At 65.5% G+C, this 16,626-nt stretch carries 19 protein-coding genes; 14 read left to right on the forward strand and 5 right to left on the reverse strand.

Annotation, left to right across the window (positions count from 1 at the left end; all coding sequences use genetic code 11):
• Window positions 1-35 precede the first annotated feature (35 nt).
• The 3 genes from HNQ70_RS11160 (at window position 36) to HNQ70_RS11170 (ending at window position 3,040) form a co-directional block, all read left to right on the forward strand.
• A complete protein-coding gene (locus HNQ70_RS11160) occupies window positions 36-2,030 on the forward strand; it encodes an ATP-binding protein (protein WP_183967451.1) in 1,995 nt (664 codons plus the stop codon).
• Window positions 2,030-2,347 (forward strand): TubC N-terminal docking domain-related protein, encoded by a 318-nt coding sequence (locus HNQ70_RS11165; RefSeq protein ID WP_183967453.1) that lies wholly within the window; start codon window positions 2,030-2,032, stop codon window positions 2,345-2,347. The genes HNQ70_RS11160 and HNQ70_RS11165 overlap by 1 nt, the downstream gene beginning before the upstream one ends.
• 117 nt (window positions 2,348-2,464) lie before the next feature.
• Complete coding sequence (locus HNQ70_RS11170) at window positions 2,465-3,040, forward strand: hypothetical protein (protein ID WP_183967455.1); 576 nt, start codon at window positions 2,465-2,467, stop codon at window positions 3,038-3,040.
• A gap of 11 nt (window positions 3,041-3,051) precedes the next feature.
• Here the strand turns inward: HNQ70_RS11170 and HNQ70_RS11175 are convergent, their stop codons facing one another.
• Complete coding sequence (locus HNQ70_RS11175; protein ID WP_183967457.1) at window positions 3,052-3,855, reverse strand: PEP-CTERM sorting domain-containing protein; 804 nt, start codon at window positions 3,853-3,855, stop codon at window positions 3,052-3,054.
• Window positions 3,856-4,799: 944 nt separating this feature from the next.
• Between HNQ70_RS11175 and HNQ70_RS11180 the strand changes: the two genes are divergently transcribed.
• Together HNQ70_RS11180 and HNQ70_RS11185 are read left to right on the forward strand one after the other, a co-directional pair.
• Entirely contained in the window at window positions 4,800-4,982 is a 183-nt protein-coding gene (locus HNQ70_RS11180) for a hypothetical protein (protein ID WP_183967459.1), read from the forward strand.
• A 1-nt stretch (window position 4,983) separates the two neighbouring features.
• On the forward strand, window positions 4,984-5,304 hold the full coding sequence (locus HNQ70_RS11185) for a helix-turn-helix domain-containing transcriptional regulator (RefSeq protein WP_183967461.1): 321 nt from the start codon (window positions 4,984-4,986) through the stop codon (window positions 5,302-5,304).
• A 15-nt stretch (window positions 5,305-5,319) separates the two neighbouring features.
• Here the strand turns inward: HNQ70_RS11185 and HNQ70_RS11190 are convergent, their stop codons facing one another.
• On the reverse strand, window positions 5,320-5,751 hold the full coding sequence (locus HNQ70_RS11190; protein WP_183967463.1) for a hypothetical protein: 432 nt from the start codon (window positions 5,749-5,751) through the stop codon (window positions 5,320-5,322).
• A gap of 300 nt (window positions 5,752-6,051) precedes the next feature.
• Between HNQ70_RS11190 and HNQ70_RS11195 the strand changes: the two genes are divergently transcribed.
• From HNQ70_RS11195 to HNQ70_RS11235, 9 genes are all read left to right on the forward strand, one after another.
• A complete protein-coding gene (locus HNQ70_RS11195; RefSeq protein ID WP_183967465.1) occupies window positions 6,052-6,219 on the forward strand; it encodes a hypothetical protein in 168 nt (55 codons plus the stop codon).
• 9 nt (window positions 6,220-6,228) lie between these two features.
• A complete protein-coding gene (locus HNQ70_RS11200) occupies window positions 6,229-7,710 on the forward strand; it encodes a DUF3375 domain-containing protein (protein ID WP_183967466.1) in 1,482 nt (493 codons plus the stop codon).
• Window positions 7,711-7,749: 39 nt separating this feature from the next.
• Entirely contained in the window at window positions 7,750-8,454 is a 705-nt protein-coding gene (locus HNQ70_RS11205; RefSeq protein ID WP_183967468.1) for a DUF4194 domain-containing protein, read from the forward strand.
• Between the two features lie 7 nt (window positions 8,455-8,461).
• A complete protein-coding gene (locus tag HNQ70_RS11210) occupies window positions 8,462-11,860 on the forward strand; it encodes an ATP-binding protein (protein WP_183967997.1) in 3,399 nt (1,132 codons plus the stop codon).
• Complete coding sequence (locus tag HNQ70_RS11215) at window positions 11,857-13,050, forward strand: DUF3322 domain-containing protein (protein WP_183967470.1); 1,194 nt, start codon at window positions 11,857-11,859, stop codon at window positions 13,048-13,050. The genes HNQ70_RS11210 and HNQ70_RS11215 overlap by 4 nt, the downstream gene beginning before the upstream one ends.
• 220 nt (window positions 13,051-13,270) lie before the next feature.
• Window positions 13,271-13,564: an antitoxin of toxin-antitoxin stability system gene (locus tag HNQ70_RS11220; RefSeq protein ID WP_183967472.1), complete on the forward strand. Its 294-nt coding sequence runs from the start codon at window positions 13,271-13,273 to the stop codon at window positions 13,562-13,564.
• On the forward strand, window positions 13,561-13,845 hold the full coding sequence (locus tag HNQ70_RS11225; protein WP_183967474.1) for a type II toxin-antitoxin system RelE/ParE family toxin: 285 nt from the start codon (window positions 13,561-13,563) through the stop codon (window positions 13,843-13,845). The genes HNQ70_RS11220 and HNQ70_RS11225 overlap by 4 nt, the downstream gene beginning before the upstream one ends.
• A gap of 409 nt (window positions 13,846-14,254) precedes the next feature.
• On the forward strand, window positions 14,255-14,593 hold the full coding sequence (locus tag HNQ70_RS11230; protein ID WP_183967477.1) for a type II toxin-antitoxin system RelE/ParE family toxin: 339 nt from the start codon (window positions 14,255-14,257) through the stop codon (window positions 14,591-14,593).
• A 2-nt stretch (window positions 14,594-14,595) separates the two neighbouring features.
• Window positions 14,596-14,916 carry a helix-turn-helix domain-containing transcriptional regulator gene (locus tag HNQ70_RS11235; protein ID WP_183967479.1) on the forward strand — a complete coding sequence of 107 codons (321 nt, stop codon included), beginning with the start codon at window positions 14,596-14,598 and terminating at the stop codon, window positions 14,914-14,916.
• 2 nt (window positions 14,917-14,918) lie between these two features.
• Here the strand turns inward: HNQ70_RS11235 and HNQ70_RS11240 are convergent, their stop codons facing one another.
• Genes HNQ70_RS11240 through HNQ70_RS20215 form a run of 3 tightly spaced genes read right to left on the reverse strand, consistent with a single transcriptional unit; the run spans window position 14,919 to window position 16,569 of the window.
• Complete coding sequence (locus HNQ70_RS11240) at window positions 14,919-15,371, reverse strand: hypothetical protein (protein WP_183967481.1); 453 nt, start codon at window positions 15,369-15,371, stop codon at window positions 14,919-14,921.
• Entirely contained in the window at window positions 15,368-15,679 is a 312-nt protein-coding gene (locus tag HNQ70_RS20210; RefSeq protein ID WP_246434907.1) for a hypothetical protein, read from the reverse strand. The genes HNQ70_RS11240 and HNQ70_RS20210 overlap by 4 nt, the downstream gene beginning before the upstream one ends.
• Window positions 15,676-16,569, reverse strand: coding sequence for a recombinase family protein (locus HNQ70_RS20215; protein WP_343060747.1), 894 nt, complete (start codon window positions 16,567-16,569; stop codon window positions 15,676-15,678). The genes HNQ70_RS20210 and HNQ70_RS20215 overlap by 4 nt, the downstream gene beginning before the upstream one ends.
• Window positions 16,570-16,626 lie beyond the last annotated feature (57 nt).

Genomic DNA, 16,626 nt, shown 5'->3' on the forward strand with positions numbered 1-16,626 from the left:
GCATCCGCGAAGGCCGCGCGACGGAGAGCCACGCGATGACCGAGATCATCTTCTCCGCTGGCCGCAACAAGGAACACGCCCACGGACTCAACGTGGTGCGGCTGCCGTTTCCGGAGTTCGCGCGGCACGTCCTGACCAGCGCGGCGACCCTGACCGCGAAGGACGGTCCGTTCGTCTGTGGCCCGCTGCGCGATGGCCGGCGCAACGCCGAGGCGGTCCTGCCGGTCGCCTTCGCTGCACTCGACCTGGATCGGGTCCGCGACGAGATCGACATGGGCCGGATTGTCGAGGCTTCGGAGGCATGGCAAGGCTTCGGCTACACCACGGCGTCACACAAGCCCGAGGCCGGCATCTACAAGATGCGGCTGTTCTTCGCGCTCGACCGTGAGGTGAGCCGCGACGAGTACCGGCGCCTGTGCCGTGGCATCGCTGCGCGATTGCAGGCGCTGGCCGATGCGCCGGTCGAGATCGACGATGCCTGTTCGAAGCCCGAGCAGCCGCTCTACACGGCCCGCGCAGGCGCGATGACCTGGCAGTTCGACGGCGAGCTGATGCCGGTGGACGCGGTTCTATCCGAGGTGCATGACGGCGAGCCGGTGAGGCAACAGCAGCCGACTGGCAGCGCGGCCGATTGGCTGACGCAACTCCTTGCCGGCGATGACGTACACGGCAACGCAGCGCGGGTAGTCGGGCGCATGGTCGCGTCCGGGATGGATGACGCGACGATCCGCGCGACGATGACGGTGCTGTCCGAACGCGTCGGTGAGATGCGCGGCACGGCACGGGCGCAGGCGCTACTCGGATCGGAGCTGACGCGGCTGATCCAGGGGGCGCGCCGCAAGGGCTACGGGACCGCGCAGGAACCTCAGTTCGACGGCGAGGTGGATCTTCTCCGCGCCGACCAGGTGAAGGTGGAGCCTATCGCTTGGCAGTGGGACGGCTACCTTGCGGGCGGGAAGCTGCATATCGCTGCGGGCGCACCTGGGGGCGGCAAGACGACGATTGCCCTGGCGCTGGCAGCGGTCAAGACGACCGGCGGCCGGTGGCCCGATGGCACGCGCGCCAGTGTCGGCAACGTGCTGCTGTGGTCTGGTGAGGATGATCCGGGAGACACGCTCGTTCCGCGCCTGATGGCGATGGGCGCCGACCTCTCGCGTATCGCGTTCGTGGACGGTGCCAGCGAGATCGTGAACGGCATCAAGCGTCGGGTGGCCTTCGATCCAGCGCGGCACCTGGACGCACTGGCGAGCAGCATCGCCGACGCGCCGCCTGCACTGCTGATCGTTGATCCCATCGTGTCGGCGGTGGCCGGCGACAGTCACAAGAACGCCGAGGTGCGGCGCGGACTACAGCCGCTGGTGGATATGGCACGCCTGCACGGGATCGCCGTCCTGGGCATCACCCACTTCTCGAAGGGCACTCAGGGCCGCGACCCCACCGAACGCGTCACCGGCTCGCTGGCGTTTGGTGCGCTGGCCCGCATCGTGTTCGTCGCCAGCAAGACCCGCGAGGGTGGCCGCGTGTTCATGAAGTCGAAGGCCAACATCACCACCGACGAAGGCGGCTTCGAGTACGACGTCGAGCAGGTGGAGGTTCCGGGGCTGCCTGGCGTGTTCGCCAGCCGGATCGTTTGGGGCGCGATGGTCCAGGGTAACGCCCGCGAGGTGCTGGCCGACGCGGAGGCCGAGCCGACGCAGGGCGAGGCGCCGGAGCCGACCGCAACGCATGAGGCGACGGAGGCATTGCGCGAGGTACTGACTCCCGGCGAGACGGTCGGGCGCGATGTCATCACCACCATGAAGGCCGCCGGGTTCACCGAAAAAGTTGTTCGGCTGGCCCGCGAGCAACTCGGCGTGACGATCCGCCGCGACGGATTCGGCAAGGACATGAAGTCACTGTGGGCGCTGCCTGACGCCCATTCGTGCCCTGACAGCCCATTCATGCCCTCGTTTTCAAACTCGGAAACCGGGGCACGAATGGAAGGCGAGGGCACGAATGGAGCCGACTGCACCAGCGCGGAGGTGTTCTAGTGAACGCTCACCAGGTTCTTGACCGGCTTCGCACTGCCGGCGTCACCGTGATTGCAGAGGCCGGGGCGCTGGTGGCGTCGCCATCGTGGGCACTGACCGACGAGTTGCGCGCGCTGATCCGACAGCACAAGACCGCCATCCTCGACTTGATCGCGCTGCCGCAGGGGGTGGAGCGGCGCCTAGTTCAGATGGTCGCTGCCGGCGCAATCGACGTTGATGACGCGCAGCTCGTGCGGGCCAGGTACTACGCGTTCCCGGCCGACTGGGATTTCCTCCTAGACCTCTGTACGCAGGCGCGGCGGGAGGCGAAGGCATGACCCTGCCCGCCTGCGGTGCGCCAGGGGGAGGGGGGTCGAAGTCTCGTGTGCCCTGTCGAGTCGAAACCGCGTTCCAACCCACGCAGAGAATTTTTCGTCCCACGGAAGGAAATCAAAATGACCAAGCGCAAGACGCCGCCGCAGGCTGAGCCGACCGCATCGCGCACCCTGCACCATGTCGCCAAGCCTGGAGAAACCCGCCAGCAACTGATTGCGAAGGTCGCGGCAGCGGGGATGCTCGAAAACGCCGCGACGGTGCAGGCATTCGGCAAGGGCACGATGGGCGAAATCGGCATCACCGAGGCAGTCCACGCCCTGCGCGAGCGCGCCGATGCGGTGAGCAAGGGTGACCTGAGCGGGGCCGAAGCAATGCTGGTGGCGCAAGCGTCGAGCTTGAATGCGATCTTCGCCGAGATGGCCCGCCGGGCAGCGGCGAACATGGGCGAATACCTGAGCGCGACCGAGACCTATCTTCGGCTCGCGCTGAAGGCGCAGGCGCAGTGCCGGGCGACACTGGAAACGCTGGCGACGATCCAGGCCGGGCCGGTAGTCATCGCGCGGCAAGCGAACATCGCCCACGGGCCGCAGCAAGTGAACAATGGGGTTTCGAGCACAGTGCGCGCGGACGCGCGCGCGGGAAACTCCGAGCCACTGAAAAACGAACTAATGGAAGTGACCGATGGAGAGGATTAAGACACCGAGAATTATTGCGCCCTAGCCCGTAAAGACAATCCCAATCCGAATAAAGCAAGCCCAAACAGAGCGACAGTACTTGGCTCTGGAATTCTTACTTGAATGCGTCCGCCAACCCCGTATCCGTACGCGGCAGGGTAATTCATTCCACAGTGCCACGCACCCGGGCACTCAGAAGAATCAACAACAAGATCGAGCGGGCCAATCGCGAAGACTATCGCCCCAAAACGATCACCGTAGATATCAACAGGAAGGCTGTCGCTAAGATCCATCACGCCACCGTATAGCCCATTTACCTTTTTACTGTTCCCTGCGAAATCAAACCCCCATATATCCGAGTACGTCCCATCGAACTGCAAGAGTTCTTCTTCATTACACCCATTCTCGCCTACACGATCGTAAGCAAAATAGCAGCCACTTCGAATTCCTCCGAACACGTTCGGATTCCACGTATTCGTCTCTTCCTCGTATCCACTTCCAAGCTCTTGAGGGCTGTTCTGATCCCAGACAGCATCGCCCAAACGAATGTAAACGTCTTTGACCTTACCGGGTGCCCCAGCACGCGTTTCCTGTCGCTCAAAGACCGCGTCATCGACAAGCATGCTTCCGTAGTATTTGTCCCCCACTCGAGCAACACCAGGCAGATCCGTAACCGCCTGAGGAAGCCCCTCGTAATCAACCGCATCAATGTGGAAGATAATCTGCGCTCTCACATATGCGGCGTGCGCTGGGGTGCTTGACAGAAGTAGAACGACGGCACCGAAGGTCGCATATCCCAGGGCGACACGAGCGCGACGAAGCAGAAACGCAACCATAATTTATGCCCTTAGAATCCTTGACACCATGGAGAGACAACCGCGATTCCTTCAGATGAAAAGCGACCTTTCATTCGTTGAAGTCCAAAGCATGATCTATGCCATGCCTACAGATCAGGTAGTTACGCCGACGACAGGCGGAATGTGTAAATTGCCCCGACAGTTTTGTGCGGCACCTTCGGGGTAGAAGCATGGTGAACGGCTGGACACCAGAACGGCGGGCACGGCAGGCGGCAGCGATCCGACGACGGAAGCCGTGGGAGCAATCCACCGGTCCCCGCAGCGAGGCCGGCAAGGTTCGATCCAGCCGCAACGCGGACAAGGGCGGGCAGTGGCGCAAGCTGCGCGAACTATCGCGCGCGGTGAACGCCCTACTTCGGCGGGAGCGCGAGCGGCTCGCCGAGGTTCGGACCATCGCGAACACCGACAAGCCGCCACGATGACGGGCGCAGCCGCCGCGAATGTTCGGCGAATGTTCGAGCTGGGGCGTAGGTTCTTCCCGAACATTCCGGGGAGGGCAATTGGCACCCTGGCTGCGCGGCAATGGCAGCTCTGCGGGTTTCTTGACGCCGAGGTTGACAGGACGTTGCTTCAACGCGACGGCGTGACGCGGGGCAGCCGGCCAGCGGGAGGGGTAACTTTCGGGGTAACCCGGCGAATCAAGGAAGCGAAGAACAAGCATTGGCGCGGCTTGCGGAGGACTGTTTGGTAGACCTCCGCCCACCATACACAAGGGCTCGGATGATCTCCGGGCCCTTTTTTTCGCCTGCGATCTCCGCGCCACGTGGGGTTCCGGCCGTCTGTGCTGCGGGTGCGGGCTCGACAGGATCCTCGACTTACGCACGGCGGTTCACCGTCAACCACGGCGACCGATCGAGGATCGAACAGTCCCAGCAGCGGGCACGTACTGGCGTAATGGAAACATTTACGTCACCATTTGGCCCGTGACCTACCAGATCAGGGAACTGCTGCTGGCCAATGGCGACAGCCCTTTCGGTGAGTGGTTCGGCTCGCTGGAAGCTGTGGCCGCTGCCAAGGTGCGAGTGGCCGTGAGCCGCATGGAGCAGGGCAACCTGTCCAACGTCGAGTGGTTCCGTGGCATCGGCGCCCAGAAAGGAGCGAAGTGACATGGCACTGACCCGTAACTTCAAAGAGACCGTGGCCGCGCGCGTGCAGAGCGATCCGGCCTTCGCGCAAGCCCTGCTGGACGAAGCCATCACCCTGTTCGTCAACGGCGAGCCGGAGTCCGCCAAGCTGATCCTGCGCGATCTCGTCAACGCCACCGTGGGCTTCGAGGCGCTGGCCGACGAGATCCACAAGCCGGCCAAGAGCCTGCACCGGATGTTGTCGAAGTCGGGCAACCCGACGATGACCAACGCGTCCGCGATCTTCGCCGCCATCAAGCGCGCGCTGAAGGTCGAGGTACGCGCCCAGGTCGTGATGGCCTGAGCCGAGTTCAGGGCATCACTCGTCGAACCGCGCGAGGATCTGCCGCTGCGCCGCCCAGTCGGTCGGCAGCGGATTCCTCTGGAACCACAGCAGGCTCATGCAGCGGGGCTGCTTACCCGCCAGGATCGCTTGGATGATCGCCGGCTCAAGCAGCGTGAGCCGCAGCAGCTCGCTCACCGTGGAGTGGTGCAGACCTTTGCGCCGGGCGACCTCGCTGCCCCGGTCCACCACGCCCTCCTCGAGAAGGTGCTGGCAGTAGAACGCCCGCGTCAACGCCACCAGCAGGGGCTGGTCGAGCTGCGTGCTGACCTCGCCAGCAGCCTCGACCTGGCCATCGGGCCGCACCATGACCTTGCTGGCGCCGCGCCTGCGGAACTTCAACGGGATGAACGGGGACAGCCTGTTCCACCCGCCCCAGGTCGCCGACGTGGCTCCAGTGGACGGCATCGCGCATTCGGGTCTCCGGGTTGCTCGCGATGCGCTGATTCACGCGCTGTTTCGCCGCGAAGCCAGGCTCGGGAGCGCAGCCTTCCACGGATAGACTCTCATCCGGTTCAATCCACTTGAGGCGCTTCCAGTTGGCAAGCGCGGACGCCATGACCACTGAATCGTGGGTTTCCAGCGAGCACCGCGGGCTGCCTGCGCACCGCGTCGGCCGACCGTGGAAGTTCGGGCTGTCATAAGTGGACGACTGGGTGCGCGCCGGGGCGCGGACGAAGAGAACTACGAACGTTCAGGAAGACCGACATGACAGTCAACTGCGAGACGGCGGTGCGTCGGCTGGTGACGCGGCGCCAGCGTGCCACCCGCCTCCTCGACGCCGCCAAGCGCTCGGTCGAGATCGCCATCGAGGACTCGGATGCCTTGGCACTTGCGCATCTGGCCGCCGCCAACCCGTCCGACGCGGCCGCGTAAGCCTGGGCCATGGACCACGCCACCCTCAGCGCCTTGCGCGACCGTCACCCCGCCTGGCGGCTGCTGGCCTCTCCGCACGCACCGCTGGTGGCGAGTTTCCTGCACCGGGTGTTCGTGGCGCCGAACGTGCGCGTGATGAGCGAGGCCGATCTTGCGGAGGCGCTGGAGGACGAGCTGTATGCCCTGCGCGAGCAGTTGGGACCGGAGGCGTACCCCAAGGGCGCGCAGGACTACCTGAACGACTGGGCGGCGCCCGACAAGGGCTGGCTGCGCAAGTTCTACAAGCCGGGCACGGACGAGGCGCAGTTCGACCTGACACCCGCCACCGAGAAGGCCATTGCCTGGCTGCTGACGCTGACCGAGCGCCCATTCGTCGGCACCGAATCGCGCCTGCTCACGCTGTTCGCGCTGCTGGAGCAGATCAGCGCCGGCACCGAGGCCGATCCGATCAAGCGCGTAGCCGATCTGCGCAAGAAGCGCGACGAACTGGACGCCGAGATCGCCCGCGTCCTGGCGGGTGACGTGCCCCTGCTGGACGACACGGCGGTCAAGGACCGCTTCCAGCAGTTCCAGCAACTGGCTCGCGAGCTGCTGGCCGACTTCCGCGAGGTGGAACACAACTTCCGCCTGCTCGACCGCAAGGTGCGCGAAAAGATTGCGCTGTGGGAAGGCGCCAAGGGTGCGCTGCTCGACGAGATCATGGGCGAGCGCGACGCCATTGGCGACTCCGACCAGGGCCGCAGCTTCCGCGCCTTCTGGGACTTCCTCATGTCCACCCGGCGTCAGGAGGAGCTCTCCGAGCGGCTGGATCAGGTGCTGGCGCTGCCCGCCGTGGCGGCGCTGAAGCCCGAGCCGCGTACCCGCCGCGTGCACCACGACTGGCTGGAGGCGGGCGAACACACGCAGCGCACGGTGGCCCAGCTGTCGCAGCAATTGCGCCGCTTCCTGGACGACAGGGCCTTTCTGGAGAACCGCCGCATCCTGGACTTGCTGCACGGCATCGAGATCAAGGCGCTGGCTCTGCGCGGGGCGACGCTCTCCGGCATGGTCATGCACATCGACGCCATGGGCGCGGACGTTGAACTGCCGCTGGAGCGGCCCTTGTTCACGCCGAGCGTGACACCGCGCCTGGCCGATCTGGCGCTCGTGGCTGGCGAGGACGACATCGACACCGCGCGCTTGTTCGACCAGATCGTGGTGGACAAGGCGCGCCTGCGGTCGGCCGTCCAACGCGCACTGCGCCGCCAGCCACAGATTACGCTGCGCGAGCTGCTGGATGCCGAGCCCCTGCACCAGGGCCTTGCCGAACTGGTGGCCTATCTGGAGTTGGCCCACGCCGGGGACGGCAGCGACGCGCTGGACGCTTTGGGCGGCCTGCGCGCCTTGGTCGACGAGGCCGTGGAAGAGCCGATCCGTTGGCAGGGCAGCAACGCCGACGGCGAAGCCGTGACGCGCGAGGCGCGCTTGCCGCGCGTGATCTTCACACGTTGACGGCGATAACGGGCGTCAAGCGGCCAGGGGGAGAAGAACATGAACGACGCACTGCACGAGGACGATTCGGTGGAGACGCCGTCCAGCGTGCTACCGGCGGTGCCCGAGTTGTCGCAGCTGATGGTGCACCTGCTCAAGGGCGTGCTCTACCGCGACGACGACGAGCGGCTGTGGGCCAGCCTGCTGCGCCTGCAGGCGCGGGTGAGGGAGCAGGCCGCCGTGCTGCTGCTCGACCTGGTGTTGGACGAGGCCGAAGGCCACGCCTTTCTGAAGAGCCGCCCGGACCCGGACCAGGCCGAGGGCGCGCCGCGCCTGCCACGGCTCGTCGCACGCCGGCCGCTTTCCTACCCGGTCAGCCTGATGCTGGCGCTGCTGCGCAAGCGCATGGCCGAGTTCGACGCCGGCGGTGGCGACACCCGGCTGGTGCTCTCGCGTGACGACGTTGCCGAGCTGATGCGCGTGTTCCTGCCTGATGGAACGAACGAGGCCCGGCTGATCGACCAGGTGGACGCGACGATCACCAAGGTGGTCGATCTGGGGTTTCTGCGCCGGCTCAAACCTGCTGGCGGCAGTGCGCAGGACCGAGGGCACTATGAGGTGCGGCGCATCCTGAAGGCATTCGTCGACGCACAGTGGCTGGCGGAGTTTGATGCGCGGCTGGAGGTCTACCGCACGGCGCTGTCCGCAGCGCCTGCCGAAGCGACTGACAAGGCGGCGGCCAGCAAAGGAGTGGCCGATGCTTGAAGCGCCGATGAACGCCACGACGTTGGGGCTGGACTTCGTGGCCGACGACACCCGGGTGGGCTTTCGGCTGCAGCGGCTGGAAGTTCTGAACTGGGGCACCTTCGACAAGCGTGTCTGGCGCTACGAGCTCGACGGGCGCAATGGCCTGCTCACGGGCGACATCGGTTCGGGCAAGTCCACGCTGGTCGATGCCATCACGACCTTGCTCGTGCCGGCGCATCGCGTGGCCTACAACAAGGCGGCTGGGGCGGACTCCCGCGAGCGCTCCTTGCGCTCCTATGTGCTGGGCCACTACAAGAGCGAGCGCAATGAGGTCACGGGCAGCGCCAGGCCCGTGGCGCTGCGCGATGCGTCGAGCTACTCGGTCATCCTCGGCGTCTTCCGCAACGAGGGCTACGACCAGGCCGTGACGCTGGCCCAGGTCTTCTGGCTGAAGGACCCCCATGGCCAGCCTGCTCGCCTGTTCGTGGCCACCGAGCGAGCCCTCACCATTACCGACGACTTCAGCGGCTTCGGCAGCGACATCACCGCCCTGCGCAAGAAGCTGCGCGGCACCGGCTGCGAGCTGTTCGACAGCTTCCCTCCGTATGGGGCCTGGTTCCGCCGGCGCTTCGGCATCGAGCATGAACAGGCCCTGGAACTGTTCCACCAGACCGTCTCGATGAAGTCGGTGGGCAATCTCACTGACTTTGTGCGCAGCCACATGCTGGAGCCCTTCGATGTGGGCAGCCGCATCGAGGCGTTGATCCGCCACTTCGACGACTTGGACCGGGCGCATCAGGCGGTGCTCAAGGCCAAGCGGCAGGTGGACTTGCTGACGCCCCTGGTCGACGACGGCGCGCGCCACCAGGCGCTGGTGGCCGAGATCCAGGGCTGGCGGGATGCGCGCGACCAGCTTCGACCCTATTTCGCCCGGCTCAAGGGCGAACTGCTGGACCGCCGACTCGGCTTGCTGGCGGACGATGCGGCCCGGCTCGATGCACAGATCGAGCGCCTGGACGCGGAGCGTGAAGCCGAGCGCCGTGAAGTCGGACGCCTGGAGCGTGCCCTGCGAGACAACGGCGGCGACCGCCTGGAGGAGCTGGCGGCAGAGATTCGTCGTCTGGAGGGGGAGAAGGTTCAACGCCAGAAGAAGTCTGAGCGCTTCGGAGAGCTGCTGGCCCGCATCGATGAGACGGCGCCAGGGGATGAAGCAGGTTTTCTCGCTCAGCAGCAGAGCATCACCCAGCGTGCCGAAGGCTTGCGCGAGCGCGTTGCCGACCTGGACAACAGGGAGCGCGAAGAGGACTTCACTTTTCGCAAGGGCCGAGAAGAGCACGCCGCCCTGTCCGACGAGATCGACAGTCTCCAGCGGCGCAAGAGCAACATCGACACTGCCCAGATTCGCATCCGCGATGCGCTGTGTTCGGCCCTGGCGATTGGTGAGGACGAACTGCCTTTCGCGGGCGAGCTCATCCAGGTGCGTGACGACGAGCGCGATTGGGAAGGCGCCGCCGAGCGGCTGCTGCGTGGCTTCGGCCTCGCGCTGCTGGTTCCAGACGCGCACTACAAGGCCGTGGCGGACTGGGTGGACCGCCAGCATCTGGGCGCCCGGTTGGTGTACTTCCATGTGCGGCAGAGGAAGGCAGCGCAAGGCGCCGCTCTGCATCCGCAGTCGCTGGTGCGCAAGCTTGTCATCAAGCCGGATTCGCCACACTACGAGTGGCTGGAACAGGAGCTTCGCCAGCGCTTCGACGTCGCCTGCTGCGAAACCGGGGAGCAGTTCCGCCGCGAGGCGCGCGCCATTACGCGCTCCGGTCAGATCAAGGACCCGAGCGGGCGCCACGAGAAGGACGATCGCAGCCGCATCGACGACCGCGGCCGCTACGTGCTCGGCTGGAGCAATGCCGACAAGCTGCGGGCCCTGCGGGACCAGCGGGAGCGTCTGGAGGCGAAGCTGGCCCTGCTTGGACAGCGCATCGGCGAGATCCAGCAGGCGCGCAATGAACTGCGGGGCCGGCTCGATGCACTGAGCAAGCTGGAAGAGTTCACGCGCTTTGCGGACATCGACTGGATGAGCCTGGCCCGCCAGATTGCTGCACTCACCGAGGAGCGCGCGCGGCTGGAAGCCGCATCCGACACCCTGCAGGAGTTGGGGCGCCAGCTCAAGGCCGCGCAGGTTCGGTTTGGCGAGCTGGAGGTCAAGCGGTCCGACGCGTTGGGCAAGCGGGGCGAGGTCAAGAGCAAACGAGAGACGGCGCAGGCGATGCGGGATCAGGCCGGCAGCGTGTGGAACGACTTGCCGCTGACCGACGCACAGATCGAGCGCCTGGATGACTGGCGCTCGCAGGCGCTGGGCGACCATCAGCTGTCGGTCGAGTCCTGCGACAACCGCGAGCAGGACGTGCGCAAGTGGCTGCAGGAGCGCATCGACGCGGAGGACAAGCGCCTGGCCCGTCTCACCGAGCGCATCGTCAATGCCATGCGCGGCTTCAAGGAGGAGTTCAAGGCCGATACCGTCGAGATGGACGTGAGCCTGGCGGCGCTGCCGGAGTACGAGCGGATGCTCACCGGCTTGAAGGGCGACGACCTGCCGCGATTCGAGGCGCGCTTCAAGGAACTGCTGAACGTCAACACGATCAACGAGATCGCCAACTTCAACGCCCAGCTCGCCCGCGAGCGGGAGACGATCAAGGAGCGCGTCGACTTCATCAACCAGTCGCTTCAGGTCATCGACTACAACCCTGGCCGCTACATCAAGCTGGTGGCGCTGCCCAGCCCGGATGCGGAGATTCGCGACTTCCAGCAGGATCTGCGGGCGTGCACCGAGGGCGCGATGACGGGCTCGGCCGACGAACAGTATTCGGAAGCCAAGTTCCTGCAGGTCAAGGCCATCATCGACCGCTTCCGGGGCCGTGAAGGACTGTCGGACGCCGACCGGCGCTGGACCGCCAAGGTCACCGACGTGCGCAACTGGTTCCTCTTCTCGGCCAGCGAGCGCTGGCGCGCCGACGGTGCCGAGCATGAGCACTACTCGGACTCGGGCGGCAAGTCGGGCGGTCAGAAGGAGAAGCTGGCGTACACCGTGCTGGCTGCGAGCCTGGCCTACCAGTTCGGGCTGGAGTGGGGCGCTGTGCGTTCGCGGTCATTCCGCTTCGTCGTCATCGACGAGGCCTTCGGGCGTGGGTCGGACGAGTCGGCGCAGTACGGGTTGCGCCTGTTCCAGCAGCTCAACCTGCAGCTGTTGATCGTCACGCCGCTGCAGAAGATCCACATCATCGAGCCCTTCGTGGCCAGCGTCGGCTTCGTGCACAACGAGGGCGGGCGCGACTCGCGGCTGCGCTGCCTGTCAATCGAGGAGTACCGGGCTCAGAAGGCGGAAGGCATGGCCGAAGCTGGGGCAGCCGGAGACGGCGCAGCACCATGACCTGGACTACGCCGGCAGATCTACGCGCCCAGGTCCAACGCTTGTGGGATCGCGGCGATTTGCTGCGCGCGGCGGTAACGGACGCCGTTTCGTGGCCCCTGCGCCTGAATCTGAAGGCACCCAGCGCTGCGGACCTGTCAGATCGCTTCGAGGCCGTGCGTGGCTGGGTGCGCGCCGTCGCCGACACCCCGCAGGTTCGGATCGATTGGCGGGAGTGGAACCACCGCGTCCAAGGGATGCAACGGCTTCCTGTGGCCGTCTGGATCGACTCCGTTCACGAGGCCTTGGCCTTCATCGGCAAGGCACGCCAGGCCCAGCGTTTCGAGGTGCTGTGGCAGCAGACAGCGTCCGCGCAGCCGGCACTGCTGGCGTGGATGTCCAGGCGTCCACTCCAGGCCCTGGACTTGGCCGACCGCTTGGAACGCCTCCTGGCCGTCGTCGCGTGGCTGCAGGCCCACCCGCGCCCAGGCGTGTACCTGCGCCAGGTGGACGCGCCGGGGGTGGACAGCAAGTTCATCGAGGCCCACCGAGGCGTGCTCACGGAGATGCTGGACGCGGCCTTGCCGCCCGAGGCCGTCGACACCCGCGCGAGCGGGACGGCGCAGTTCGCCCGCCGGTTCGGCTTCCTGGACAAGCCGGTGCGGATTCGGTTTCGCCTGCTCGACCGCGCGCTACCAAGCTTGCCTGGCTGCGAACGGCTGCCTGACATTACGCTGGACGCGGCGAACTTTGCGGCGCTGGCGCTGCCCGTGGAGCGAGTCTTCATCACCGAGAACGAGACCAACTTCCTCGCCTTCCCGGAGGTGGCGCGAGCCATCGTCGTCTTTGGCGCTGGTTACGGTTGGGAGGCGCTGGCGCGCGCCGCGTGGCTGCATCGATGCCGACTGCACTACTGGGGCGACATCGACACCCACGGCTTCGCCATCCTCGATCAGCTGCGTGGTTACTTTCCGCACGCGGCGTCTTTCCTCATGGACCGGGATACTCTGCTTGCCCATCGCTCGCACTGGGGCGAGGAGCCCGAGCCGGCGCGCCACGACTTGCCGCGTCTCACGACCGAGGAGACGGCCGTCTATGACGACCTCAGATTCGATCGGCTCCAGCCCAGGCTACGGCTGGAGCAGGAGCGCGTGGCGTTTGGATGGGTGAACGAGCGGCTGCGCGGGCTTGCTGAGCGTTGCACGCCATAGAGGTCGTGCCCATACGGTTCGGTGCCAGTGGAGCTACCCGGCGACGGTGTGTGGGTACAAGCAGACGCTGTGCCGTATGAAAGCCTGCTTTGATGTGCTGATGCAGATTCAGGCGGGCTTGAATTGGAGCGAGCGGTCTGGCCCCCATCATTCAGGGCGGCATGGCGACAGGTATTGATGTTGCATATACTTTCTTCATACCGTTCTTCCCGGAGCCGACATGTCCAAAGAAGCCGTGTTCACCATGAAGCTGGAGCCTGAGCTACGCGACGCGTTCATGGCCGAGGCCGAGGCCAGCCACCGCCCGGCGTCGCAGGTCGTGCGGGAGCTGATGCGCGAGTTTGTCGAGCGTCAACGGCAGGCACGCGAGTGCGACGCGTTCCTGCGCGGCAAGGTCGACACAGCGCGCGCGCAGATCGCCTCCGGCCAGGTCGCAAGCAGCGCTGACGTCGAGGCGCGCTTTGCTGCCCGTCGCGCCGCGCTGCGCGCCAAGGCGGGCGGCGCTGACGCATGAGGGTCCTGTGGACCCTCGCCGCCGAGCAGGACCGCGCCGACATCGTCGACTTCATCGCCCTGGACAACCCACGCGCTGCCATCCGAATGGATGAGGTTTTCGAGGCAGCCGTCGGCCGACTGGCCGAGCACCCCCTGATGGGACGGACCGGGGAGATCGCGGGCACCCGCGAGCTGATCCCGCACGAGAGCTACCGGCTGGTTTACGAGGTGCAGGCCGACACCGTGTGGATCTTGGCGCTGGTGCACGCCGCACGCCTGTGGCCGCCCGCCCGGTCGTGATCGGGGACGGCAGTCGAAGGCGCTCTACCCGCCAGCCCGCAGATGCCCGCGGCATTGCTCGTAAGCTCAACGGGCGGTTTTTTCACCAGGCAACCGTCCGCCACCATACACAAGGGCTCGGATGATCTCCGGGCCCTTTTTTTCGCCTGCGATCTCCGCGCCACGCGGGGTTCCGGCCTCTTGTGCTGCGGGTGGCCAGCTGCCGAAACGACCGGAATCGGCCACTTTCTCGGCCACAGCCATCTCTGTTCTCCGTTTGGCCTGCGGGTAGGCGCAGATGGCGGTCTATACGAATCAATAACTTACGCGCGGCGGTTCGCTGTCAACCTTGCCCGCCGGTCAGGCCTCCAACAAGTCACCTGCTCCGGCTTGCTCGCACAATGGGAACTTATACGTTACCATTGGCTCCATGAGCTACCAGATCAAAGAACTTCTGCTGGACGATGGCGACAGCCCCTTCGCGGAGTGGTTCGGGTCGCTGGAGGCCGTTGCTGCCGCAAAGGTGCGCGTGGCCGTGAGCCGGATGGAGCAGGGCAACCTGTCCAACGTCGAGTGGTTCCGTGGGATCGGCGAGTACAAGATCGACTGGGGTCCGGGGCTGCGCATCTATCTGGCCAAGGACGGTCTGAAGATCATCATCCTGATCGGTGGCGGCACCAAGAAGCGTCAGCAGCAGGACATCGACCAAGCGGTGGCTCTGTGGGAAGAATACAAGCGCCGCAAGGCATCAACCCAGAAAGGAAAGTGAACATGGCACTGACCCGTGATTTCAAAGAAACCGTGGCCGCGCGTGTGCAGAACGATCCCGCCTTTGCGCAGGCGCTTCTGGACGAGGCCATCACCCTGTTCGTCAGTGGCGAGCCGGAATCAGCCAAGCTGATCCTGCGTGACCTCGTCAACGCCACGGTCGGCTTCGAGGCGCTGGCCGAGGAAATTCACAAGCCCGCCAAGAGCCTGCACCGGATGTTGTCGCAATCTGGCAACCCGACCATGAGCAATATCTCGGCAGTCTTTGCCGCCATCAAGCGTGCGCTCAAGGTCGAGGTGCACACCCAGATCGTGGCGGCCTGATTTCAGGCATCAAACCTGGTCACCACTTCCCGCTGCGCCACCCAGTCGGTCGGAAGCGGATTCCTCTGGAACCACAGCAGGCTCATACACCGGGGCTGCTGCCCGGCCAGGATGCTCTGGATGATGGCGGGCTCCAGCAGCGTCAGGCGCAACAGTTCGTTGACCGTGGAATGGTGCAGAGCTTCGCGCTGGGCGATCTCACTGCCACTGCCCACCACCCCATCGTCGAGCAGTTGCTGCCAGTAGAATGCCCGCGTCAGCGCCACCAGCAAGGGCTGGTCAATCTGGCTTGCGACCTTGCCCGGCGACTCGACTTGGCCATCCGGTCGCACCACCACCTTGCTGCCGCCTCGCTTCCTGATCTTCAGCGGGATGAAGGTGGACAGCTTCACCTGCCCGCCATCCCGGCGTTCGCGGGCGATCGCTGCGCCCAGTGGCTGCACTTTGGGTTTCATACGGTTTCCTCCATCTCCTGCAGTTCCGCGCCGATGGTGCCGGGCATCAGTTCCCCGGCCAGTTCCTGCCAGCCCTGATCGCGCCAGATGATTTCCAGCCCGCTGTCGGCAATCACCACGCGCTCGATCAGCAACTGCGCCAGTCGACACTGTTCGGCGGGGAACAACTGTTGCCACAGGCCAGCCAGATTCCGCATCGGCAAGACCACTTCGGGCTCTGACATGTCTGGGCGGATTGTCCGAATCCGATCCCACACAGACTGGACGATGTGCGGCGCTGACAGCGCCGCCACGATCTGCTGGGTCACCAATTCCTCAATAGGCGCTGCCGGTTGTGGCCCGTGCTGGCTGGCCCACGCGCCAAAGCGCCGGTGTCTGATCGGGGTGTAGTAGCGGTAGGTCTTGCCCTTCTTGACGGTGTAGCTGGGCACCAGCCGTTCGCCATCGGGCGTGAACAGCACAGGCCGCGCAACAACACCGGCTCACGCTGGCGGTCGTTGGTCTCGCGCCGCCGCTCAATGCCATCGGTGGCGATCAGTGCGTGCACCGCGTCCCACTGCGCGTGCGTCACGATGGCCTGATGCTGGCCGGGGAAACTTTGCCCTTTGTGCACGATCTCGCCCAGGTACATCCGGTTGTGCAGCATCTTGTAGATGGTCTGCTTGGTAAAGGGCTTGCCGCCCTTGGTGACCACGCCTTCCGCGCACCATGCCGCTGCACCCAGAACGCCCGCCACCACGCACGCCTGGTAAACCGCGTCGTGCGCGACCAGTCCTGCCAGGGGGTTTGACCCCGAGAACGGTAGCAGAGGCTGGATGTCGTGATGGATCAGACCGTCGAGCGCGACGTGGCTCAGGGTGCCGAAGAACGCGCCAAGGACAACGGCTTTCTTCGGCGGGGTTTCTTGCTGCACCCACCGGGCCAACCCGTAGTGGGTGACCTCCTTATTCCACCTCTTCAGAAGCAGGCAGCAGGCCCACGGCGAAACCAGCATGACGATGCAGGCAATGACCAACGAGCCAAGCACGGTGTGCGAAGGGCCGTGCAGCACGGCGGCGCCGGTCAGCATGCCGATGCCCGGCTCGACGTCCATCGCGATTTGGGCAATGCCGAAGGTGATCACGCTGAAGTTGCGGTCCATTCCCGGCTTGACGACGAGCCCGGCGCCCATGTGGAACGGTGTAAACGGCAATGTCACGCTCCCTTCTCTCGATCGACGCGCAGGTGGCATTCGGATCATCCACATCGTCGACAA

The sequence above is a fragment of the Quisquiliibacterium transsilvanicum genome (assembly GCF_014202215.1).
Lineage (GTDB): Bacteria > Pseudomonadota > Gammaproteobacteria > Burkholderiales > Burkholderiaceae_E > Quisquiliibacterium > Quisquiliibacterium transsilvanicum.